The organism is Burkholderia sp. GW821-FHT14F03 (assembly GCF_058803765.1).
On sequence record NZ_JBXAPG010000003.1, the window covers coordinates 23,867 to 39,639 of the forward strand.

Here is a 15,773-nt window from a genome sequence, read left to right on the forward strand (position 1 = left end):
ATCGCGGCCCGCCGACAACGCAGACTCGCCCCCGACGACCTGTGCCGTTTGATCCGAGATGCCGATCCGCGCGGACCGCACGCGCCGTCGGACCCTGCTGCCCTGCACCACCGCACGCCGGTGTTTGGTGCCGACGCTCTACCGACGCCATGCGACACTGCGCGAAACCGGCGTCAACCGGCGCGCCGCCCCGACGGGCGTGCATTCCAACACATGGAGACAGACGATGCGGACACCGGCCCCGCGCGCCGATCGCGCACTCCCGTCACGCGCAGCGCGTTCATGGCGCGCGGCGCGCGATGCCGCTTCAGTTCCGGGCCGGCTGCTGCATGCGCTCGCGACCACGACGCTCGCGCTCGCGATGCTCGCCGCGGGCTGCGCCGAGTCGGCGTCGAACCCCGCCGCGTCGCCCACGCCGCCCGCGCTCGAACGCGCGAAGGCCGAGCGCCTCGCACACGAACAGCAACTGGCGCGCACGGTGCCGTCCCTCGCCTCGATCAAGCTCGCGCAACCGCGCCCGACGACCCTGCGCGACTCCGGACAGAACGGCGCGCTCACCTTCCTGCGCGACATCGATTTCCGGATCGTCGGCGACCTCGGCTTCTACGTGCACGAACTGTCGGCGACACTGACCCCGACCCACCCGGGCGCGCCGGTCGTGTTCGACGATCCGTCCAGTTTCGAGATCGACGTGCATCGCGGCATTGTCACGCTCGACGACGCCAAGCTGACCGCCCTGTTCGGCTCCTACATCTTCGGCTATCGCGACGCGCCGCTGCGCAAGCTGCGCGTATCGGCCGGCGACGGCGTGATTCATCTGCAGGGCGAAATGCGACGCGACAGTTGGGTGCCGTTCTCGCTGACCGGCAAGCTGACGATCCGCGACGCCACTCAACTCGTGTTCCATCCGACCGCGATCAACGTCTCGGGCATCGACGCGAATCCGGTCATGCGCGCGGCGAACGTCAGGATGTCGGATCTGCTGAAGATCGACACGCCGGTCGCACGGCTCGCGGGCGACGATCTCGTGATGGCGGTCGACCGGCTGATGCCGCCGCCACGCCAAAAGCTGACGATCGTCGCATTGCGCATCACGCCAGCGGGCCTCGATCTCGCGCTCGACGACGGCACGCAGGCCGGCTTCGCGATGCCGGACGGCGCGCCGCATCAGGCAATGTATATCCGTGGCGGAGACGTGAAGTTCATGCGCTCGATGCCGATGAACGCAGACATCCTGATCAGCCCGGCGCGCGCGCCGCGCGCCGGCGAGCGCTTCGTGTTCGACCTGTACCACTATCGCGAACAGGTCACGGCCGGCTACTTCAACTTCAACGCATCGGGCGCGATGTCGATCCGGATGCCATCGTACGCCGCGCCCGCCGCCGCCACGGCGTTCGGCTCGCCCGCAGCGCGCCTCAACGATCGCTGGTTCGCCTCGCAGCAGGCCGACTTGCGCGAGGCGCGCGCACGCTGGGAAGCCGCGAGCGTCGTCCCCGCCGATGACATGTCGCAGCCCGGTTTCCGCAAGATCGCGATGCGCCGGGACGCCGGGGCGGCCTTCAACGAGCGTCACGTCTCGAATCGCATGCCGACGCTCCACCTGCGCAACGTCGATTTCTACCTGAGCGGCGAGATCGGCTTCCACGTCGACGAACTCGATGCGCAACTCGTGTCGAAGCGCGCCGGCGAGCCGGTCGATCTCGACGATCCCAACCAGTACGACATCCGGATTCTCGGCGGCTCGGTCGTCGCACCCTGGGCCGCGATGTCGGCGCTCTTCAACCAATACCTGCTCGACTACTCGCCCCGCTCGCTCAACGACCTGCAGCTGAGCGCGGACGGCGCCGACTTGCGCGTGCAGGGCGGCATCAAGCTGTGGAACCACGTGCCCGGCGTCTGGCTGCCGACCGACATGCAGGGCGCGCTGCGCGTGCTCGACGATCGCCACCTTGCCTTCACGCCGTCCCGCGTCTCGGTGCTGGGCGTGCCGCAAGCCGCGCTGCTGCGCGCGCTCGGCATCGAGCTTGCAACGCTCACGCCGCTCCGGCGGCGCGGCGCGGAACTGCGCGGCGACACGCTGGTGCTCGACCAGTACACGGTCTTCCCGCCGCCGGCGCTCGCCGGCCATCTCGCCGACGCGCGCATCGAGCCGGCCGGCCTGAGGCTGTCGTTCCAACGCGCACCCGCCCCGGCCGCGCCGCCCGCGACGCGCCCCGACACCGATGCCCGCAGCTACATCTGGATGGAAGGTGGCGACATGAAGATGTTCAACGTGCTCGAACTGAACGTGCGCGCACTGATCCGCGACTCGTCGCAGCGCGGCCCGATGCGCTTCGACCTGTACGGCTACCGCGATCAGGTTTCGAAGGGCTCGGTGCGGATGGCGCCGGACGGCGCGCTGCTGGTCGATCTCGGCAAGCCGGATCCGCTCGGCCGCTGAGCCCAGACATGCAAAAACCCGCGCGATCCTGCGATCGGGCGGGTTTCGTGTGGGAGCAGGCCGAAACGCGGACGCGCCCGCCTAGCGCGATTTCAATCCGTCGATGACGGCCTGCAACGCCTGGCGCAGTTGCGCGACATCCACCGCGCCGCCCGCATCTTCTTGGGCCGTCGCCGAGACGGCCGCGCCTTCCGGCGCCTGCTCCTGCTCCCGCTCATCGCCGCCGACGATGCGTCCGCTGCCATGCGAATCGAGGCGATTGCGCGCGCCGTTGATCGTGAAGCCCTGTTCGTACAACAGGTCCCGGATGCGCCGGATCAACAGCACCTCGTGGTGCTGGTAATAACGGCGATTGCCGCGGCGCTTGACCGGCCGCAACTGCGTAAACTCCTGCTCCCAATAGCGCAGCACATGCGGCTTCACGCCGCACAGCTCGCTGACTTCACCGATCGTGAAGTAGCGCTTCGCCGGGATCGGAGGCAACACGACTTTCTCAACCGTCGATGTCATCGTCAGTCAACCGTCGGTAACACGCGCGGCAACCGCGCAAGGGCGTCAACCCGGGGGATCAGCGCGCGAAATCGGTCTCGGCGCCGCTCTCGACCAGCGCCTTCAGCTTCTGGCTGGCGTGGAACGTCACGACACGGCGCGCGGCGATCGGAATCGCCTCGCCCGTCTTCGGATTGCGACCGGGCCGCTGCGGCTTGTCGCGCAACTGGAAGTTGCCGAAGCCGGACAGCTTCACGCTTTCGCCGCTTTCGAGCGCGTCGCGGATCACCTCGAAGAACGCCTCGACCATGTCCTTCGCTTCGCGCTTGTTGAGCCCGACGCTGTCGAACAGCAATTCGGCCAGTTCGGCCTTGGTCAGCGTGGGCGCCTCGGAGGGCGTGGCCGCAGGAACGTCGCGCGCCATGGCGCTGCGTTGCGCGGTCAGGAGGGCTTCGAATTCACTCGAGTTCATGTCGTTCATATCTGCAAAACTAGCGCGTAAAACCGGAATAAAAACATGCGGAAAGCAACCGGAACGGTTGCTTTCGCGCGTCATCCGCGCAAACGCGCGCCATAGACTCGAGCCATGCGATCCACCAGGGTATGAATGGCCTGATCGACCACCTCATCCTGCAGAGTCCCGGCAGTATCTTGCAGGGTAACCCGGAACGCAAGGCTTTTCTCGTGGGCGGACAACCTACTGGAAGTATTTGATTTTGCACGAAATTCGTCAAAGAGTACAACCTTCTGAACGAACTTGCAGGCATCCTCGGCCAGCGCCTTCTTCATTTCGTCGAAGAGCGCCTGGACTTCCACCTTCTGATCGACCACCACGGCGATGTCGCGCCGCACCGGCGGGAACTTCGACACCTCCGTCGGCGCCGGCAGCGCGCGCGCGACGAGCGCGTCCGCGTCGACTTCGCACAGCACCGGCGCATGCGGCAGCTCGTACTTCTGCATCAGGCGCGGGTGCAGTTCGCCGATCCAGCCGACCGCGCGGCCGTCGAGCTCGATCCGTGCGCTGCGGCCCGGGTGCAGCGCCGGATGCTCCGCCTTCACGAAACGCGCGACGGCGGGCGCGAACAACGCCTCGAGGTCGCCCTTCACGTCGAAGTAGTCGACCGCGCGCGTCGCGGCGCCCCACTGCTCGTCGATCACCGGGCCGTACGCGAGCGCGCCGACCCGCTTCGGCTGCGCATACCCCGCGACCGCGAGTTCGCCCGCCGCGATCGACGCATCCGCCAGGAACACGCGGCCCGTCTCGAACACGCGCACGCGATCCGCGCGGCGGTTCAGGTTGTGGCGCAACACGTTGACGAGGCTGCCGAACAACGTCGTGCGCATCACCGACAGCTGGCTCGCGATCGGATTCAGCAGGCGCACCGGCCGGGCATTGCCGGCGAAGTCCTGCTCCCACTCCGCATCGACGAAGCTGAAGTTGACCGTTTCCGCGTAGTCGCGCGCGGCGAGCGCGTGACGGATCGCATGAATCGAGCGCCGGGTCTCGTCCGTGCCGCGCATTTCGCTGGCCGCGACGGGCGGGCGCGCCGGGATCTTCTCGAAACCGTAGATCCGCGCGACTTCCTCGATCAGGTCTTCCTCGATCTCGATGTCGAAGCGGTGCGGCGGCGGCGCGACCGAGAACACGTCGCCCGTGTGCTCGAACGACAGACCGAGTCGCGTGAAGATGGCGGCGATCTCATCCGCCGAGATCGCCACGCCGATGATGCGGTTCGCGCGCGACACGCGCATCGCCACCGGCGCACGCTGCGGCAGGTTGACCGCCTGATCGTCGACCGGGCCCGCCTCGCCGCCGCAGATCTCGAGGATCAGCTGCGTGATGCGTTCGATGTGCGCCACCGTGGTGGCGTAATCGACGCCGCGTTCGAAACGGTGCGCCGCATCGGTCGAGAAATTGTAGCGGCGCGCGCGGCCACGGATGCTGTCCGGCCACCAGAACGCCGCCTCGAGGTAGATGTTGGTCGTGTCGAGCGTCACGGCCGTGCTGTCGCCGCCCATGATACCGGCCAGGCTCTCGACCTGATGATCGTCGGCGATCACGCCGACCGTCTCGTCGAGTTCAACCGTGTTGCCGTTCAACAGCTTCAGCGATTCGCCGCGCTCGGCCCAGCGCACGACGATGCCGCCGTGGATCTTGTCGAGGTCGAACACGTGCGACGGACGGCCCAGCTCGAACATCACGTAGTTCGAGATGTCGACGAGCGCCGACACGCTGCGCTGCCCCGCGCGTTCGAGACGTTCGACCATCCATTGCGGCGTCTGCGCGCGCGCGTTCACGCCGCGGATCACCCGGCCGGAGAACCGGCCGCACAGGTCCGGCGCGGCGATCCGCACTGGCAGCGTCTCGGTCAGCGCGACGGGCGCGGGATGGATCTCGAGCGGCTTGAGCGGCGCGCCCGTGATCGCCGCGGTTTCGCGCGCGATGCCGAACACCGACAGGCAATCGGCCTTGTTCGGCGTGAGCTTGATTTCGAAGATCGTGTCGTCGAGATTCAGCGTCGCCCGGATGTCCTGGCCGATCGGCGTGTCGTCCGGCAGGATCAAGAGGCCGCTGTGATCCTCGGACAGCTTCAGTTCGCGCGCCGAGCACAGCATGCCCTGGCTCTCGACGCCGCGCAGCTTGGACAGCTTGATCGCGAACGGCTTGCCGCCTTCCTCGGCGGGCGGCAGCTCCGCGCCGACGAGCGCGACCGGCACCTTGATGCCGGGCGCGACGTTCGGCGCGCCGCACACGATGTTCAGGAGCGCGCCCATGCCGGCGTCGACCTGGCAGACGTTGAGCTTGTCGGCATCCGGATGCTTGACGACCTCGCGCACCTGGCCGACGACGATCTTCGTGGTCGGCGGCGCGACCGGCCGCAGCGATTCGACTTCGAGTCCTGCCATCGTCAGCGTGTGCGACAGCTGATCGGTACTCAGCTGAGGATCGACAAAGGTTCTCAACCAGGATTCAGGGAATTGCATGGATGTCTACGTTCGAAACAGGTTAGATCGATGCCCGGCGCGCACGGCGCGACGCGGGCCCGGAGCATGCGGACGGGCGCGGCGTTATGCGAACTGGCGCAGGAAACGCAGGTCGTTCTCGAAGAACAGGCGCAGGTCCTGCACGCCGTAACGCAGCATCGTGAGCCGTTCGAGGCCGCTGCCGAACGCGAAGCCGATATAACGCTCCGGGTCGAGGCCCATGTTGCGGATCACCGTCGGGTGCACCTGCCCGGAGCCCGAGATCTCGAGCCACTTGCCGGCGTTCTTGCCGTGCTCGAACATCATGTCGATCTCGGCCGACGGTTCCGTGAACGGGAAATACGACGGGCGGAAACGCACGAGAATGTCGTCGCGTTCGAAGAATTTCTTCAGGAAATCGGTATAGACGCCCTTCAGGTCCGCGAAGCTCACGTTCTCCTCGATCCACAGGCCCTCGACCTGGTTGAACATCGGCGAATGCGTGGCGTCGCTGTCGACGCGGTATGTGCGGCCCGGCGCGATCACCTTGATCGGCGGCCGGTTCATGCGCGCGTAACGCACCTGCATCGGGCTCGTGTGGGTCCGCAGCAGCAGCGGGCGGCCGTCGGCGTCCTGGCCGTCGACGTAGAAGGTGTCCTGCATCGAGCGCGCCGGATGGTTCTCCGGGCTGTTCAATGCAGTGAAGTTGTACCAATCGGTCTCGATCTCGGGGCCATCCGCGACATCGAAGCCGATCGAGCGGAAAATCTGTTCGACGCGTTCCCAGGTGCGCATCACGGGGTGCAGGCTGCCCGCGCCCGCGCCGCGGCCGGGCAGCGTGACGTCGATCGCCTCCGCGGTGAGACGCTGGTTCAGCAGCGCATCGGCAAGCGCCTGGCGGCGCGCCGTCAGCGCGGCTTCCACCTGCTGCTTCACGACATTGATGCGCGCGCCTTCCGTCTTGCGGGTGTCGGGATCGAGCTTGCCGAGGCCCTTGAGCAATTCGGTCAGCGCACCCGACTTGCCGAGAAAGCGGGCTTTCTCGTTTTCGAGCGTGGTGATATCGGCAGCCTGCTCAAAGGACTGCTGCGCATCGGCGACAATCTGGTCCAGATCCATTGATCCCATTTTCCAACGTCAAGTGTTCACGGCGAGCGGACGGGCTCGACCAAACAAAAAAGGGGCTCGGAAGAGCCCCGTTTTCGCTGCAGCGGCCGTAACTACCGGATCATCGCTGCAACTGACCACGCAGTACTAATTTCGCAATTAGGCTGCAACGGCGGCTTTCACCTGCTTCACGATCGCAGCAAAAGCAGCCTTGTCGAACACCGCCATATCAGCCAACACCTTGCGGTCGAGTTCGATCGACGCCTTCTTCAGGCCGTTGATGAACACGCTGTAGGTCATGTCGTGCTGACGCACGGCCGCATTGATACGCGTGATCCACAGTGCGCGGAACACACGCTTCTTGTTGCGGCGATCGCGGTACGCATACTGGCCTGCGCGCATCACCGCCTGCTTGGCGATGCGGTAGACGTTGTTGCGACGGCCGCGATAACCCTTGGCCAGGTTGATGATCTTCTTGTGGCGGGCCCGTGCGGTTACCCCACGTTTGACTCGAGGCATGTTTCTCTCCTATGAGTATCGGTTGAGGGTTAAGCGAACGGGAGCATCGCGCGGACGGAGTTCAGATCGGAATCATGAACTGCCGTGGCGCCGCGCAGGTGACGCTTGTTCTTCGTGGTTTTCTTGGTCAGGATGTGGCGCTTGAAGGCTTGACCGCGCTTGACGGTACCGCCCGGACGCACCACGAAGCGCTTTGCAGCGCTCTTCTTGGTCTTCATCTTAGGCATGACGAACAACTCCAGTTTATTAGATGGACATGGGTGTGCGGTTGGCTTGCGCCCTTGACCCGCCCTTCGAAACCCAGGCCCACTTGTGTACAGCGCACCGCTTGCGCGGCCGCTGTCGTATCGGGCGCGCCGCCCTGACCGGGCAACGCGCCGAACCACTCGACGAACCGGCGCGCGCAGCGCGCCGGTTCGTTACTTCTTCTTCTTCGGCGACAGCACCATGATCATCTGGCGCCCTTCCATCTTCGGCATCTGCTCGACCTGGCCGACTTCGTCGAGATCCGAGCGCAGACGCTCGAGCATCCGCATGCCGATTTCCTGGTGAGCCATTTCGCGGCCGCGGAAACGCAACGTGATCTTCGTCTTGTCGCCTTCTTCGAGGAAGCGCACCAGATTGCGAAGCTTGACGTTGTAATCGCCGTCATCGGTACCCGGGCGGAATTTCACTTCCTTCACCTGGATGACCTTCTGCTTCAGCTTCGCCTCGTGCTGCTTCTTGGCTTCCTGGTACTTGAACTTGCCGTAGTCCATCAAACGGCACACCGGCGGAACCGCCTGAGGCGCGATTTCCACCAGGTCAACGTCCAGCTCTTCCGATTTCCGGAAGGCCTCAGCGAGTTTTACGATCCCGATGGGCTCACCCTCGACCCCGACCAGACGCACCTCAGGCGCAGAAATTTCACCGTTGATGCGATGCGACGACTTATCAGTAGCGATGTTACGTTTCCTCTAAAAATTAAAAAAACGAGCCGCGCTGCCAGGGCGGTTACTTGAACGTCCGCAGATCCTCATGCAGGCGCTCAACGAAGGCATCGACGGGCATTACACCAAGGTCGACGCCGCCACGGGCACGCACGGCTACCGTTTGTGCATCACGCTCCTTATCGCCCACGACGAGCAGATACGGCACTTTTTCAAGCGTGTGCTCGCGTATTTTATAGCTAATCTTCTCGTTACGCAAATCCGCCGTCACTCTAACCCCTTGTTTTTGCAACGATTGAGCAAGGGATTGCGCATAGTCGACCTGACTCTCCGCGATATTGAGGACGACAGCCTGGATCGGCGCGAGCCAGCTCGGCATTGCACCAGCATGGTGCTCGATCAAAATGCCGAGGAAACGCTCCATCGATCCGACGATGGCCCGGTGCAGCATGACCGGCCGGCGGCGGCTGTTGTCCTCCGCCACGTACTCGGCGCCGAGGCGCTCGGGCAGCACCATGTCGAGCTGCAGCGTGCCGCACTGCCACGAACGGCCGAGCGCATCCTTGATATGGTACTCAATCTTCGGACCATAGAACGCGCCCTCGCCCGGCAGCTCTTCCCAGCTGAGGCCGCATGCCGTCAATGCGTCGCGCAGGCCCTGCTCGGCGCGATCCCAGGTCTCGTCCGTGCCGGCGCGCTGGTCCGGGCGCAGCGACAGCTTGATGTCGATGTGCTCGAAACCGAAATCCTTGTAGACGCTCATCGCGAGCGTGTTGAACGCGATCGATTCCGCGATGAACTGATCTTCGGTACAGAAGATGTGGGCGTCGTCCTGCACGAAGCCGCGCACGCGCATCAGGCCGTGCAGCGCACCCGACGATTCGTTGCGGTGGCACGAACCGAACTCCGCGTAGCGCAGCGGCAGGTCGCGGTACGAGCGCAGGCCGTGGTTGAACACCTGCACGTGCCCCGGACAGTTCATCGGCTTGATCGCGTAGTCGCGCTTTTCCGATTCCGTCGTGAACATGTTCTCGCGGTAGTTCTGCCAGTGGCCGGACGCCTCCCACAGCGAGCGATCCATGATCATCGGCGTCTTGATCTCGAGGTAGCCGGCATCGTTCACGCGGCGGCGCATGTACTGCTCGACCTGCTGCCACAGCGCCCAGCCCTTCGGATGCCAGAACACCATGCCCGGCGATTCGTCCTGCATGTGGAACAGGTCGAGCTGCTTGCCGAGCTTGCGGTGGTCGCGCTTTTCCGCCTCTTCCAGCATGTGCAGGTACTGGTCCTGGTCTTCCTTGCGGGTCCAGGCCGTGCCGTAGATCCGCTGCAACTGCTCGTTCTTCGAGTCGCCGCGCCAGTAGGCGCCCGCCACCTTCATCAGCTTGAAGACCTTCAGCTTGCCCGTCGACGGCACGTGCGGGCCGCGGCACAGATCGGTGAAGCCGCCGTGCGAATACAGCTTGATCTCGTCAGCCGACGGGATCGACTCGATGATCTCGGCCTTGTACTTCTCGCCGATGTCGCGGAAGTACGCAGCCGCCTCGTCGCGCGACACCACGCGACGCGTGACCGGCTCGTCCTTCTTCGCCAGCTCCTGCATGCGCTTCTCGATCTTCTCGAGATCCTCCGGCGTGAACGGACGGTGATAGGCGAAGTCGTAGTAGAAGCCGTTGTCGATCACCGGCCCGATCGTCACCTGCGCCTCCGGATACAGCTCCTTCACCGCATACGCGAGCAAATGCGCCGCCGAGTGACGAATGATGTCGAGGCCGTCCGCATCCTTCTCCGTCACGATCGCGAGCGATGCGTCGTGGTCGATCAAGGCCGACGTATCGACCAGCTCGCCGTCCAGCTTGCCGCCGAGCGCGGCCTTCGCGAGACCGGGACCAATCGAGGCCGCCACTTCGGCGACGGTCACCGGATGCTCGTATTGTCGAACTGAGCCGTCAGGCAGGCGTATCGAAACCATAGCAATCTCCGTGATGCCGACAGTGAGCGGCAGGCAAACAACACATTAAGAAAATAGCGATAAAAAAAATGCGGCCCCGCTTTCGAGGGGCCGCATTTCGATACTTCACTTACTGCAAGGCGAAACGGTTCCTCGACTAGCGTCGCTCCGAAATCGTTTCGGTCAACGTTCGCGGTGTCATAACCGTATTCGCCTTTTGCGTAGAATTTTCTACTGCCGCCCCAGCCCGGAAATCCGGCCTGGAACCGATGTCGTTGGTAGGCTCGATTGGATTCGAACCAACGACCCCCACCATGTCAAGGTGGTGCTCTAACCAACTGAGCTACGAGCCTGTCGAGAAACGAGATTATATGGACCTCTTTCATTCCTGGCAAGTGGTTTGATGCAAATTCTCAAAACACCCGCCAGGCACGCGCCGGGCCCGGCCCGCTCAGGTCTTGCGCGTGGCCCGCACGACGCCGCCCACCTCGCCGAGCAGCGTGCACGCGCGCTGCACCTGCGCCGAATTCGACACCTCGACCGTGAACTGCATGAACGCCGCGTTGCGCCGGCTCTGGGTCTTCACGCCGACCACATTCATCTTCTCGCGCGCGAACACTTCGGAAATATCGCGCAACAGCCCCTGCCGGTCGCTCGCCTCGATCATCAGATCCACCGGATACACCGACGCGCCCCGCCCGCCCAGCACCTCGGCCGACCAGGTGGTCTGCAGCACCCGCTCGGGCGCGCGCTCGGCCATGCGCTGGAAGGTCGCGCAATCGCTGCGGTGGATCGACATGCCCTTGCCGCGCGTGACGAAGCCGCTGATCGGATCGGGCGGCGCGGGGCGGCAGCAGCGCGCGAGCTGCGTGAGCAGCGCATCGACGCCGACCACCAGCACGCCGGTCGACGCGCCGTGCGCGACGCTCGAACCACTGCTGCGCTTCTCGAAGTGCTCGGGCGCCTCCGGCTCGGGTTCCGGCGGCGGCGCATCGGACAGTGCCTGCTCGACATGGCGCAGGCTGAACTCTTCCTTGCCGACCACCGAGAACAGCTCGTCCGGCGCCTTGAAGCCCAGCTTCGCCGCCAGGTGATCGAGATTCACCGAGGTCTTGCCCTCGCGCTGCAAGGTCTTCTCGACCAGCGCGCGGCCGCGCGTGATGTTCTCCTGATGCTCCACCAGGTTGAACCACGCACGCACCTTCTGCCGCGCGCGCGAGCTGTGCAGATAGCCGAGCTGCGGATTGAGCCAGTCGCGCGACGGTCCGCCCTCCTTCACCGACACGATCTCGACCGTCTGGCCGTTCTGCAGTGTCGTATTGAGCGGCACCATCGCGCCGTCGACGCGCGCGCCCCGGCAACGGTGGCCCAGCTCGCTGTGCAGGTGGTAGGCGAAATCGACGGGCGTCGCGCCCTGCGGCAGTGCGATCACGCGCGCCTGCGGCGTCAGCACGTAGATGTGGTCGTCGTCGAGCGAGGTCTCGCGCAGCTGCGCCCAGGCCTCGCGACCGTCCATCGCGCCGGGCGAGCCGCCTTCCTCGACATCGTCCTTCCAGGCGAGCAGCTGGCGCAGCCACGCGATCTTCTCATCGTACTTGTCGTTCGCGGCGAACTGGCCGCCGTAGCCGCGCGTGCCGGCCTCCTTGTAGCGCCAGTGCGCGGCGACGCCATACTCGGCGAAGCGATGCATCTCCTGCGTGCGGATCTGCACCTCGAAGGCCCGCCCGTCGTCACCGATCACGACCGTATGCAGGGACTTGTAGCCGTTCGGCTTCGGCCGCGAGATGTAGTCGTCGAACTCCTTCGGCACCGGCTGCCACAGGTGATGGACGATGCCGAGCACCGTGTAGCAATCCTTGATGTCCGGCACGATCACGCGGAACGCGCGCACGTCGTACAGCTCGGAGAAATCCAGCTCCTTGCCGCGCATCTTGCGCCAGATGCTGTAGATGTGCTTCGGGCGGCCGCTCACGTCGGCCGGGATCTGCGCGGCCGCCAGCTCGCGCTGCAGGCGCTCGATCGCCTCCGCGACGTAGGCCTCGCGCTCGATGCGCTTCTCGTCGAGCAACTTCGCGATGCGCTTGTAGGTCTGCGGATCCTCGAAGCGAAACGCGAGGTCCTCCAGCTCCCACTTCAGCTGCCAGATGCCGAGCCGGTTCGCGAGCGGCGCATAGATGTCGAGCGTCTCGCGCGCGACATCCGGCGGCGGCGCCAGCTTCGCGGCCGCGTAGTAGCGCAGCGACTGCAGGCGCGACGCGAGCCGGATCAGCACCACGCGAATGTCCTGCGCGAACGCGAGCAGCATCTTGCGCAGCGCCTCGATCTGCGCGCGGCGCGCGGCCTGCGCGTCGCGGCCCGCCTCCGGCAGCAGATTCTGCGCGGCCCGCATGCTCACGGTGCCGAGCCGCAGCAGCTTGCGCACGTCGGCGACGAGACGCGCCACCTCGTCGCCGAAACGGCTCGCGATCACGTTTTCCGGATCGTCCAGGTGCGGCGTCAGCGCGAACAGCGCCGCGGCCCGCACCGCCTCCGGATCGACGTTCAGCGTGCGCATGATCGCCGCGGTGCCGCTCGCGTGGTCGGCGAGCCGCTCGCCCGACGACAGGCACGCGTCGCCCGCATGCTCGCGCACGAACGCCAGCACGTCGTCGAACGAAGGTGCGGCGGCCGTCGCAGGCGTCTGATCGGTGATCATCGCACCGCCAACCGGAATGCTGTCATCGCGAACCGCTCTCAGCTCCGTTGCGCCGCGACCACGACGATCTCGACCAGGCACGCGGGATTCGCGAGCTTCGCCTCGACCGTGGCGCGCGGCGGCGTGGCGCCTTGCGCGACCCATGCGTCCCACACCGCGTTCATGCCCGCGAAATGCACCATGTCCGAGATGAAGATCTGGACCGACAGCAGGTGCGACTTGTCGCTGTTCGCTTCCGCGAGCAGCCGGTCGACGTGGCCCAGCACTTCGCGCGTCTGGCCCGTGATGTCCTGCGCCGTGTCTTCCGCGATCTGGCCGGCGAGGTATACCGTGCCGTTGTGGATCGCGATTTCGGACAGGCGGGGGCCGACGTGGTGACGAGTAACTGCCATGAGAATTCCCGGATAGAAATAATGGATCGAAGGACGGCGCGGCGGGCCTCCGGCCGCGCGGCGCCGAACTGCATATTATGACGCGAGTCCCGCGTCATCGACGAAAAAACGGCGCGCGATCGCGATCTGCCCGGCGCTGATGAAGGCCGGCGCATGGCCTGCATCCGCGATCTCGACCCGCGTCACCGCGCGGCCGCGTGCGACCATCTCGTCGACGGTCGCCGCCGACAGCAGGTCCGACTCCGCCCCGCGCACCACCAACAGCGGTCCCGCGAACGACTCGAGCGAACGCCACAGCAGCGCTTCGCCCAGCGCGGTCTGCTCGGGCGTCGCCGCGCGGATCGCGACGCCGATACGCGGATCGTAGCGCGCGACCCATGCGCCGTCGTCGCGCCGCCGCAGCAGCGGCCGGTTCAGCTCGCGCCAGTCGTCGGCCGTGAGCGGACCGAACGGCAACGCGAGCGATGCCAGGTAGTCGACCCCCTCCTGTTCGGTCGCGAAGGCCTGCTCGACACCCACGTATTCGCCGATCCGCCCGAGCGCGGCGGGCTCGATGCGCGGCCCGATATCGTTGACGATCATGCGCGCGATCGGCGTGCCCGGCAGCCCGGCGAGCGCGAAGCCGATCAGGCCGCCCATCGAGGTGCCGAACCAGTCGACGGACTCGACGTCGAGCCGTGCGATCAGCGTCACCATGTCGGCCGCGTACTGGGGCACGCCATACAGCAGCGGATCCGCGAGCCAGTCCGAGCGGCCGCGACCGGCCACGTCCGGACAGATCACCCGGTAGGCATCCGACAACGCGGCCGCGAGCCGGTCGAAATCGCGGCCGGAACGCGTGAGCCCATGCACGCAGACCAGCACGCGCGGATTCGCCGGGTCACCCCACTCCGTATAGGCGATCCGGTGCAGGCCGGCCGGGCTCGCGCACTGGACGCGGCGCTCGCGGGGGGAAACGGAATGGGAAATGGACGAAGGCATCGTGACACCCCAGGAAAGGAGAAGGGGAAGACGGCCGGGCGACATCGCCTGCTGGTCGGCCCGCCGACGGCAACGATCCGATTTAAACACATCCCGCCGCCCTCCTGATTGCACGCGCGTCGCGCGCGCCAACCCGCCGCGGCGCAGCCCCGCCATCGCCTTTCATTCCACCCAAATCGAAACAATGCAAAGAATTGAACCAATCAGGAAAGCACTGTGATCGCCAACAATATCGCTCATCCCGCCCATCGTTGAGCAAAGCCGTATTGCATCAACCGGTTCCGCCCGCCGCCCCCTGCACCGATCCGCCCTCGGCATGCGAAAAACCTCCAGCCTACGGTTTGATTTTCACGGGATTGACTCATAAGTTAATTCCATTTCATGCTTAGCGCGTCGCCCCGGCGCTGACGGGAATTCCGCCGGCACAGGTACGTCACGCCCGTCATCGGAGTGCCAGCAATGTGGGACGACACGCTTGCCCGGCCCGGCCACCGTCATTGGGATCCGACGCTCTACCTGAAGTACGCGGACCTGCGCCTGCGCCCCGCGCTCGAGCTGCTGCGGCGCATACCGCTCGCCGCACCCGACTCGATCCATGATCTCGGCTGCGGCCCCGGCGACACGACGCTCGCACTACGCGAACGCTGGCCCGACGCACACCTGTGCGGCGTCGACCATTCCCTCGACATGCTCGACACCGCGCGCGCCCGGGCGCCGGAACTCGACTGGCGGCAGGCGGACATCGCCAGTTGGGCGCCCGCGCGCACAACCGACCTGATCTTCGCGAGCGCCGTGCTGCACTTCCTCGGCGATCACGACACGCTGCTGCCGCGTCTGCTGCATCACGTGCGGCCCGGCGGCTGCCTGGCCCTGCACATGCCGGACTGGTGGTCCACGCCGTGGTATCGGCTGATGCACGAGGTGCTCGCGACCGGCGGCCCGGCCGGACAGGCGCTCGGCACGCCCGAACTGCGCATGGCGCTCGCGCGCAATCCCGTCGAGAGCGCGCCGTTCTACTACACCTTGCTGGCCCCGCACGCACACCACATCGACATCTGGGAAACCGACTACCTGCAGGTCGTCGACGGCGACGACCCCGTGTTCGAATGGATCCGCGCCTCCGGGTTGCGGACGGTCACCGACCATCTCGGGGAAGCCGAGCACGCGCGCTTCGTCGCGCAATACCTGCCGCGGCTGCGCGGTCTCTACCCGCGCAGGACGGACGGCCAGACGCTGTTCCCGTTCAAGCGCCTGTTCATCGTCGCGCAGCGGCGGGAATGAAGCGGCCGACGGTTCATGCTTCGAA

General features: G+C 65.8%; 13 protein-coding genes and 1 tRNA gene. 2 read left to right on the plus strand and 12 right to left on the minus strand.

Translation table 11 applies throughout. The features are described from left to right. The first annotated feature begins 226 nt into the window (after positions 1 to 226). Entirely contained in the window at positions 227 to 2,440 is a 2,214-nt protein-coding gene (locus tag AC1RQF_RS02805) for a hypothetical protein (protein WP_492871274.1), read from the plus strand. Between the two features lie 81 nt (positions 2,441 to 2,521). Here AC1RQF_RS02805 and AC1RQF_RS02810 read toward each other — a convergent pair whose 3' ends face one another. The 12 genes from AC1RQF_RS02810 to AC1RQF_RS02865 form a co-directional block, all read right to left on the minus strand. Further along, on the minus strand, positions 2,522 to 2,950 hold the full coding sequence (locus AC1RQF_RS02810) for a MerR family transcriptional regulator (protein WP_274003613.1): 429 nt from the start codon (positions 2,948 to 2,950) through the stop codon (positions 2,522 to 2,524). A 58-nt stretch (positions 2,951 to 3,008) separates the two neighbouring features. After that, positions 3,009 to 3,410, minus strand: a complete 402-nt coding sequence (locus tag AC1RQF_RS02815) for an integration host factor subunit alpha (RefSeq protein ID WP_274003615.1) — start codon at positions 3,408 to 3,410, stop codon at positions 3,009 to 3,011. 71 nt (positions 3,411 to 3,481) lie between these two features. Beyond that, positions 3,482 to 5,914 (minus strand): phenylalanine--tRNA ligase subunit beta, encoded by a 2,433-nt coding sequence (gene pheT / locus AC1RQF_RS02820; RefSeq protein ID WP_492871275.1) that lies wholly within the window; start codon positions 5,912 to 5,914, stop codon positions 3,482 to 3,484. Positions 5,915 to 5,998: 84 nt separating this feature from the next. Beyond that, positions 5,999 to 7,012: a phenylalanine--tRNA ligase subunit alpha gene (pheS, locus tag AC1RQF_RS02825; RefSeq protein WP_274003618.1), complete on the minus strand. Its 1,014-nt coding sequence runs from the start codon at positions 7,010 to 7,012 to the stop codon at positions 5,999 to 6,001. Positions 7,013 to 7,159: 147 nt separating this feature from the next. After that, the gene (gene rplT / locus AC1RQF_RS02830; RefSeq protein WP_004192938.1) at positions 7,160 to 7,519 is read right to left on the minus strand and encodes a 50S ribosomal protein L20; all 360 of its coding nucleotides are present in this window, start codon (positions 7,517 to 7,519) and stop codon (positions 7,160 to 7,162) included. 29 nt (positions 7,520 to 7,548) lie between these two features. After that, positions 7,549 to 7,746, minus strand: coding sequence for a 50S ribosomal protein L35 (rpmI, locus tag AC1RQF_RS02835; protein ID WP_004191477.1), 198 nt, complete (start codon positions 7,744 to 7,746; stop codon positions 7,549 to 7,551). 192 nt (positions 7,747 to 7,938) lie between these two features. Continuing rightward, the gene (infC, locus tag AC1RQF_RS02840; protein ID WP_274004321.1) at positions 7,939 to 8,463 is read right to left on the minus strand and encodes a translation initiation factor IF-3; all 525 of its coding nucleotides are present in this window, start codon (positions 8,461 to 8,463) and stop codon (positions 7,939 to 7,941) included. A 49-nt stretch (positions 8,464 to 8,512) separates the two neighbouring features. Then, positions 8,513 to 10,420: a threonine--tRNA ligase gene (gene thrS / locus AC1RQF_RS02845; RefSeq protein WP_274003619.1), complete on the minus strand. Its 1,908-nt coding sequence runs from the start codon at positions 10,418 to 10,420 to the stop codon at positions 8,513 to 8,515. Between the two features lie 255 nt (positions 10,421 to 10,675). Further along, positions 10,676 to 10,752: transfer RNA gene (locus AC1RQF_RS02850), tRNA-Val, on the minus strand. A gap of 98 nt (positions 10,753 to 10,850) precedes the next feature. Then, positions 10,851 to 13,094, minus strand: coding sequence for a RelA/SpoT family protein (locus AC1RQF_RS02855; RefSeq protein ID WP_443111579.1), 2,244 nt, complete (start codon positions 13,092 to 13,094; stop codon positions 10,851 to 10,853). A 38-nt stretch (positions 13,095 to 13,132) separates the two neighbouring features. Further along, positions 13,133 to 13,486: a RidA family protein gene (locus AC1RQF_RS02860; protein ID WP_252986188.1), complete on the minus strand. Its 354-nt coding sequence runs from the start codon at positions 13,484 to 13,486 to the stop codon at positions 13,133 to 13,135. A 75-nt stretch (positions 13,487 to 13,561) separates the two neighbouring features. Then, on the minus strand, positions 13,562 to 14,467 hold the full coding sequence (locus AC1RQF_RS02865; protein WP_492871281.1) for an alpha/beta fold hydrolase: 906 nt from the start codon (positions 14,465 to 14,467) through the stop codon (positions 13,562 to 13,564). A gap of 459 nt (positions 14,468 to 14,926) precedes the next feature. Between AC1RQF_RS02865 and AC1RQF_RS02870 the strand changes: the two genes are divergently transcribed. Continuing rightward, on the plus strand, positions 14,927 to 15,748 hold the full coding sequence (locus tag AC1RQF_RS02870; protein ID WP_492871283.1) for a methyltransferase domain-containing protein: 822 nt from the start codon (positions 14,927 to 14,929) through the stop codon (positions 15,746 to 15,748). Positions 15,749 to 15,773: the final 25 nt, after the last annotated feature.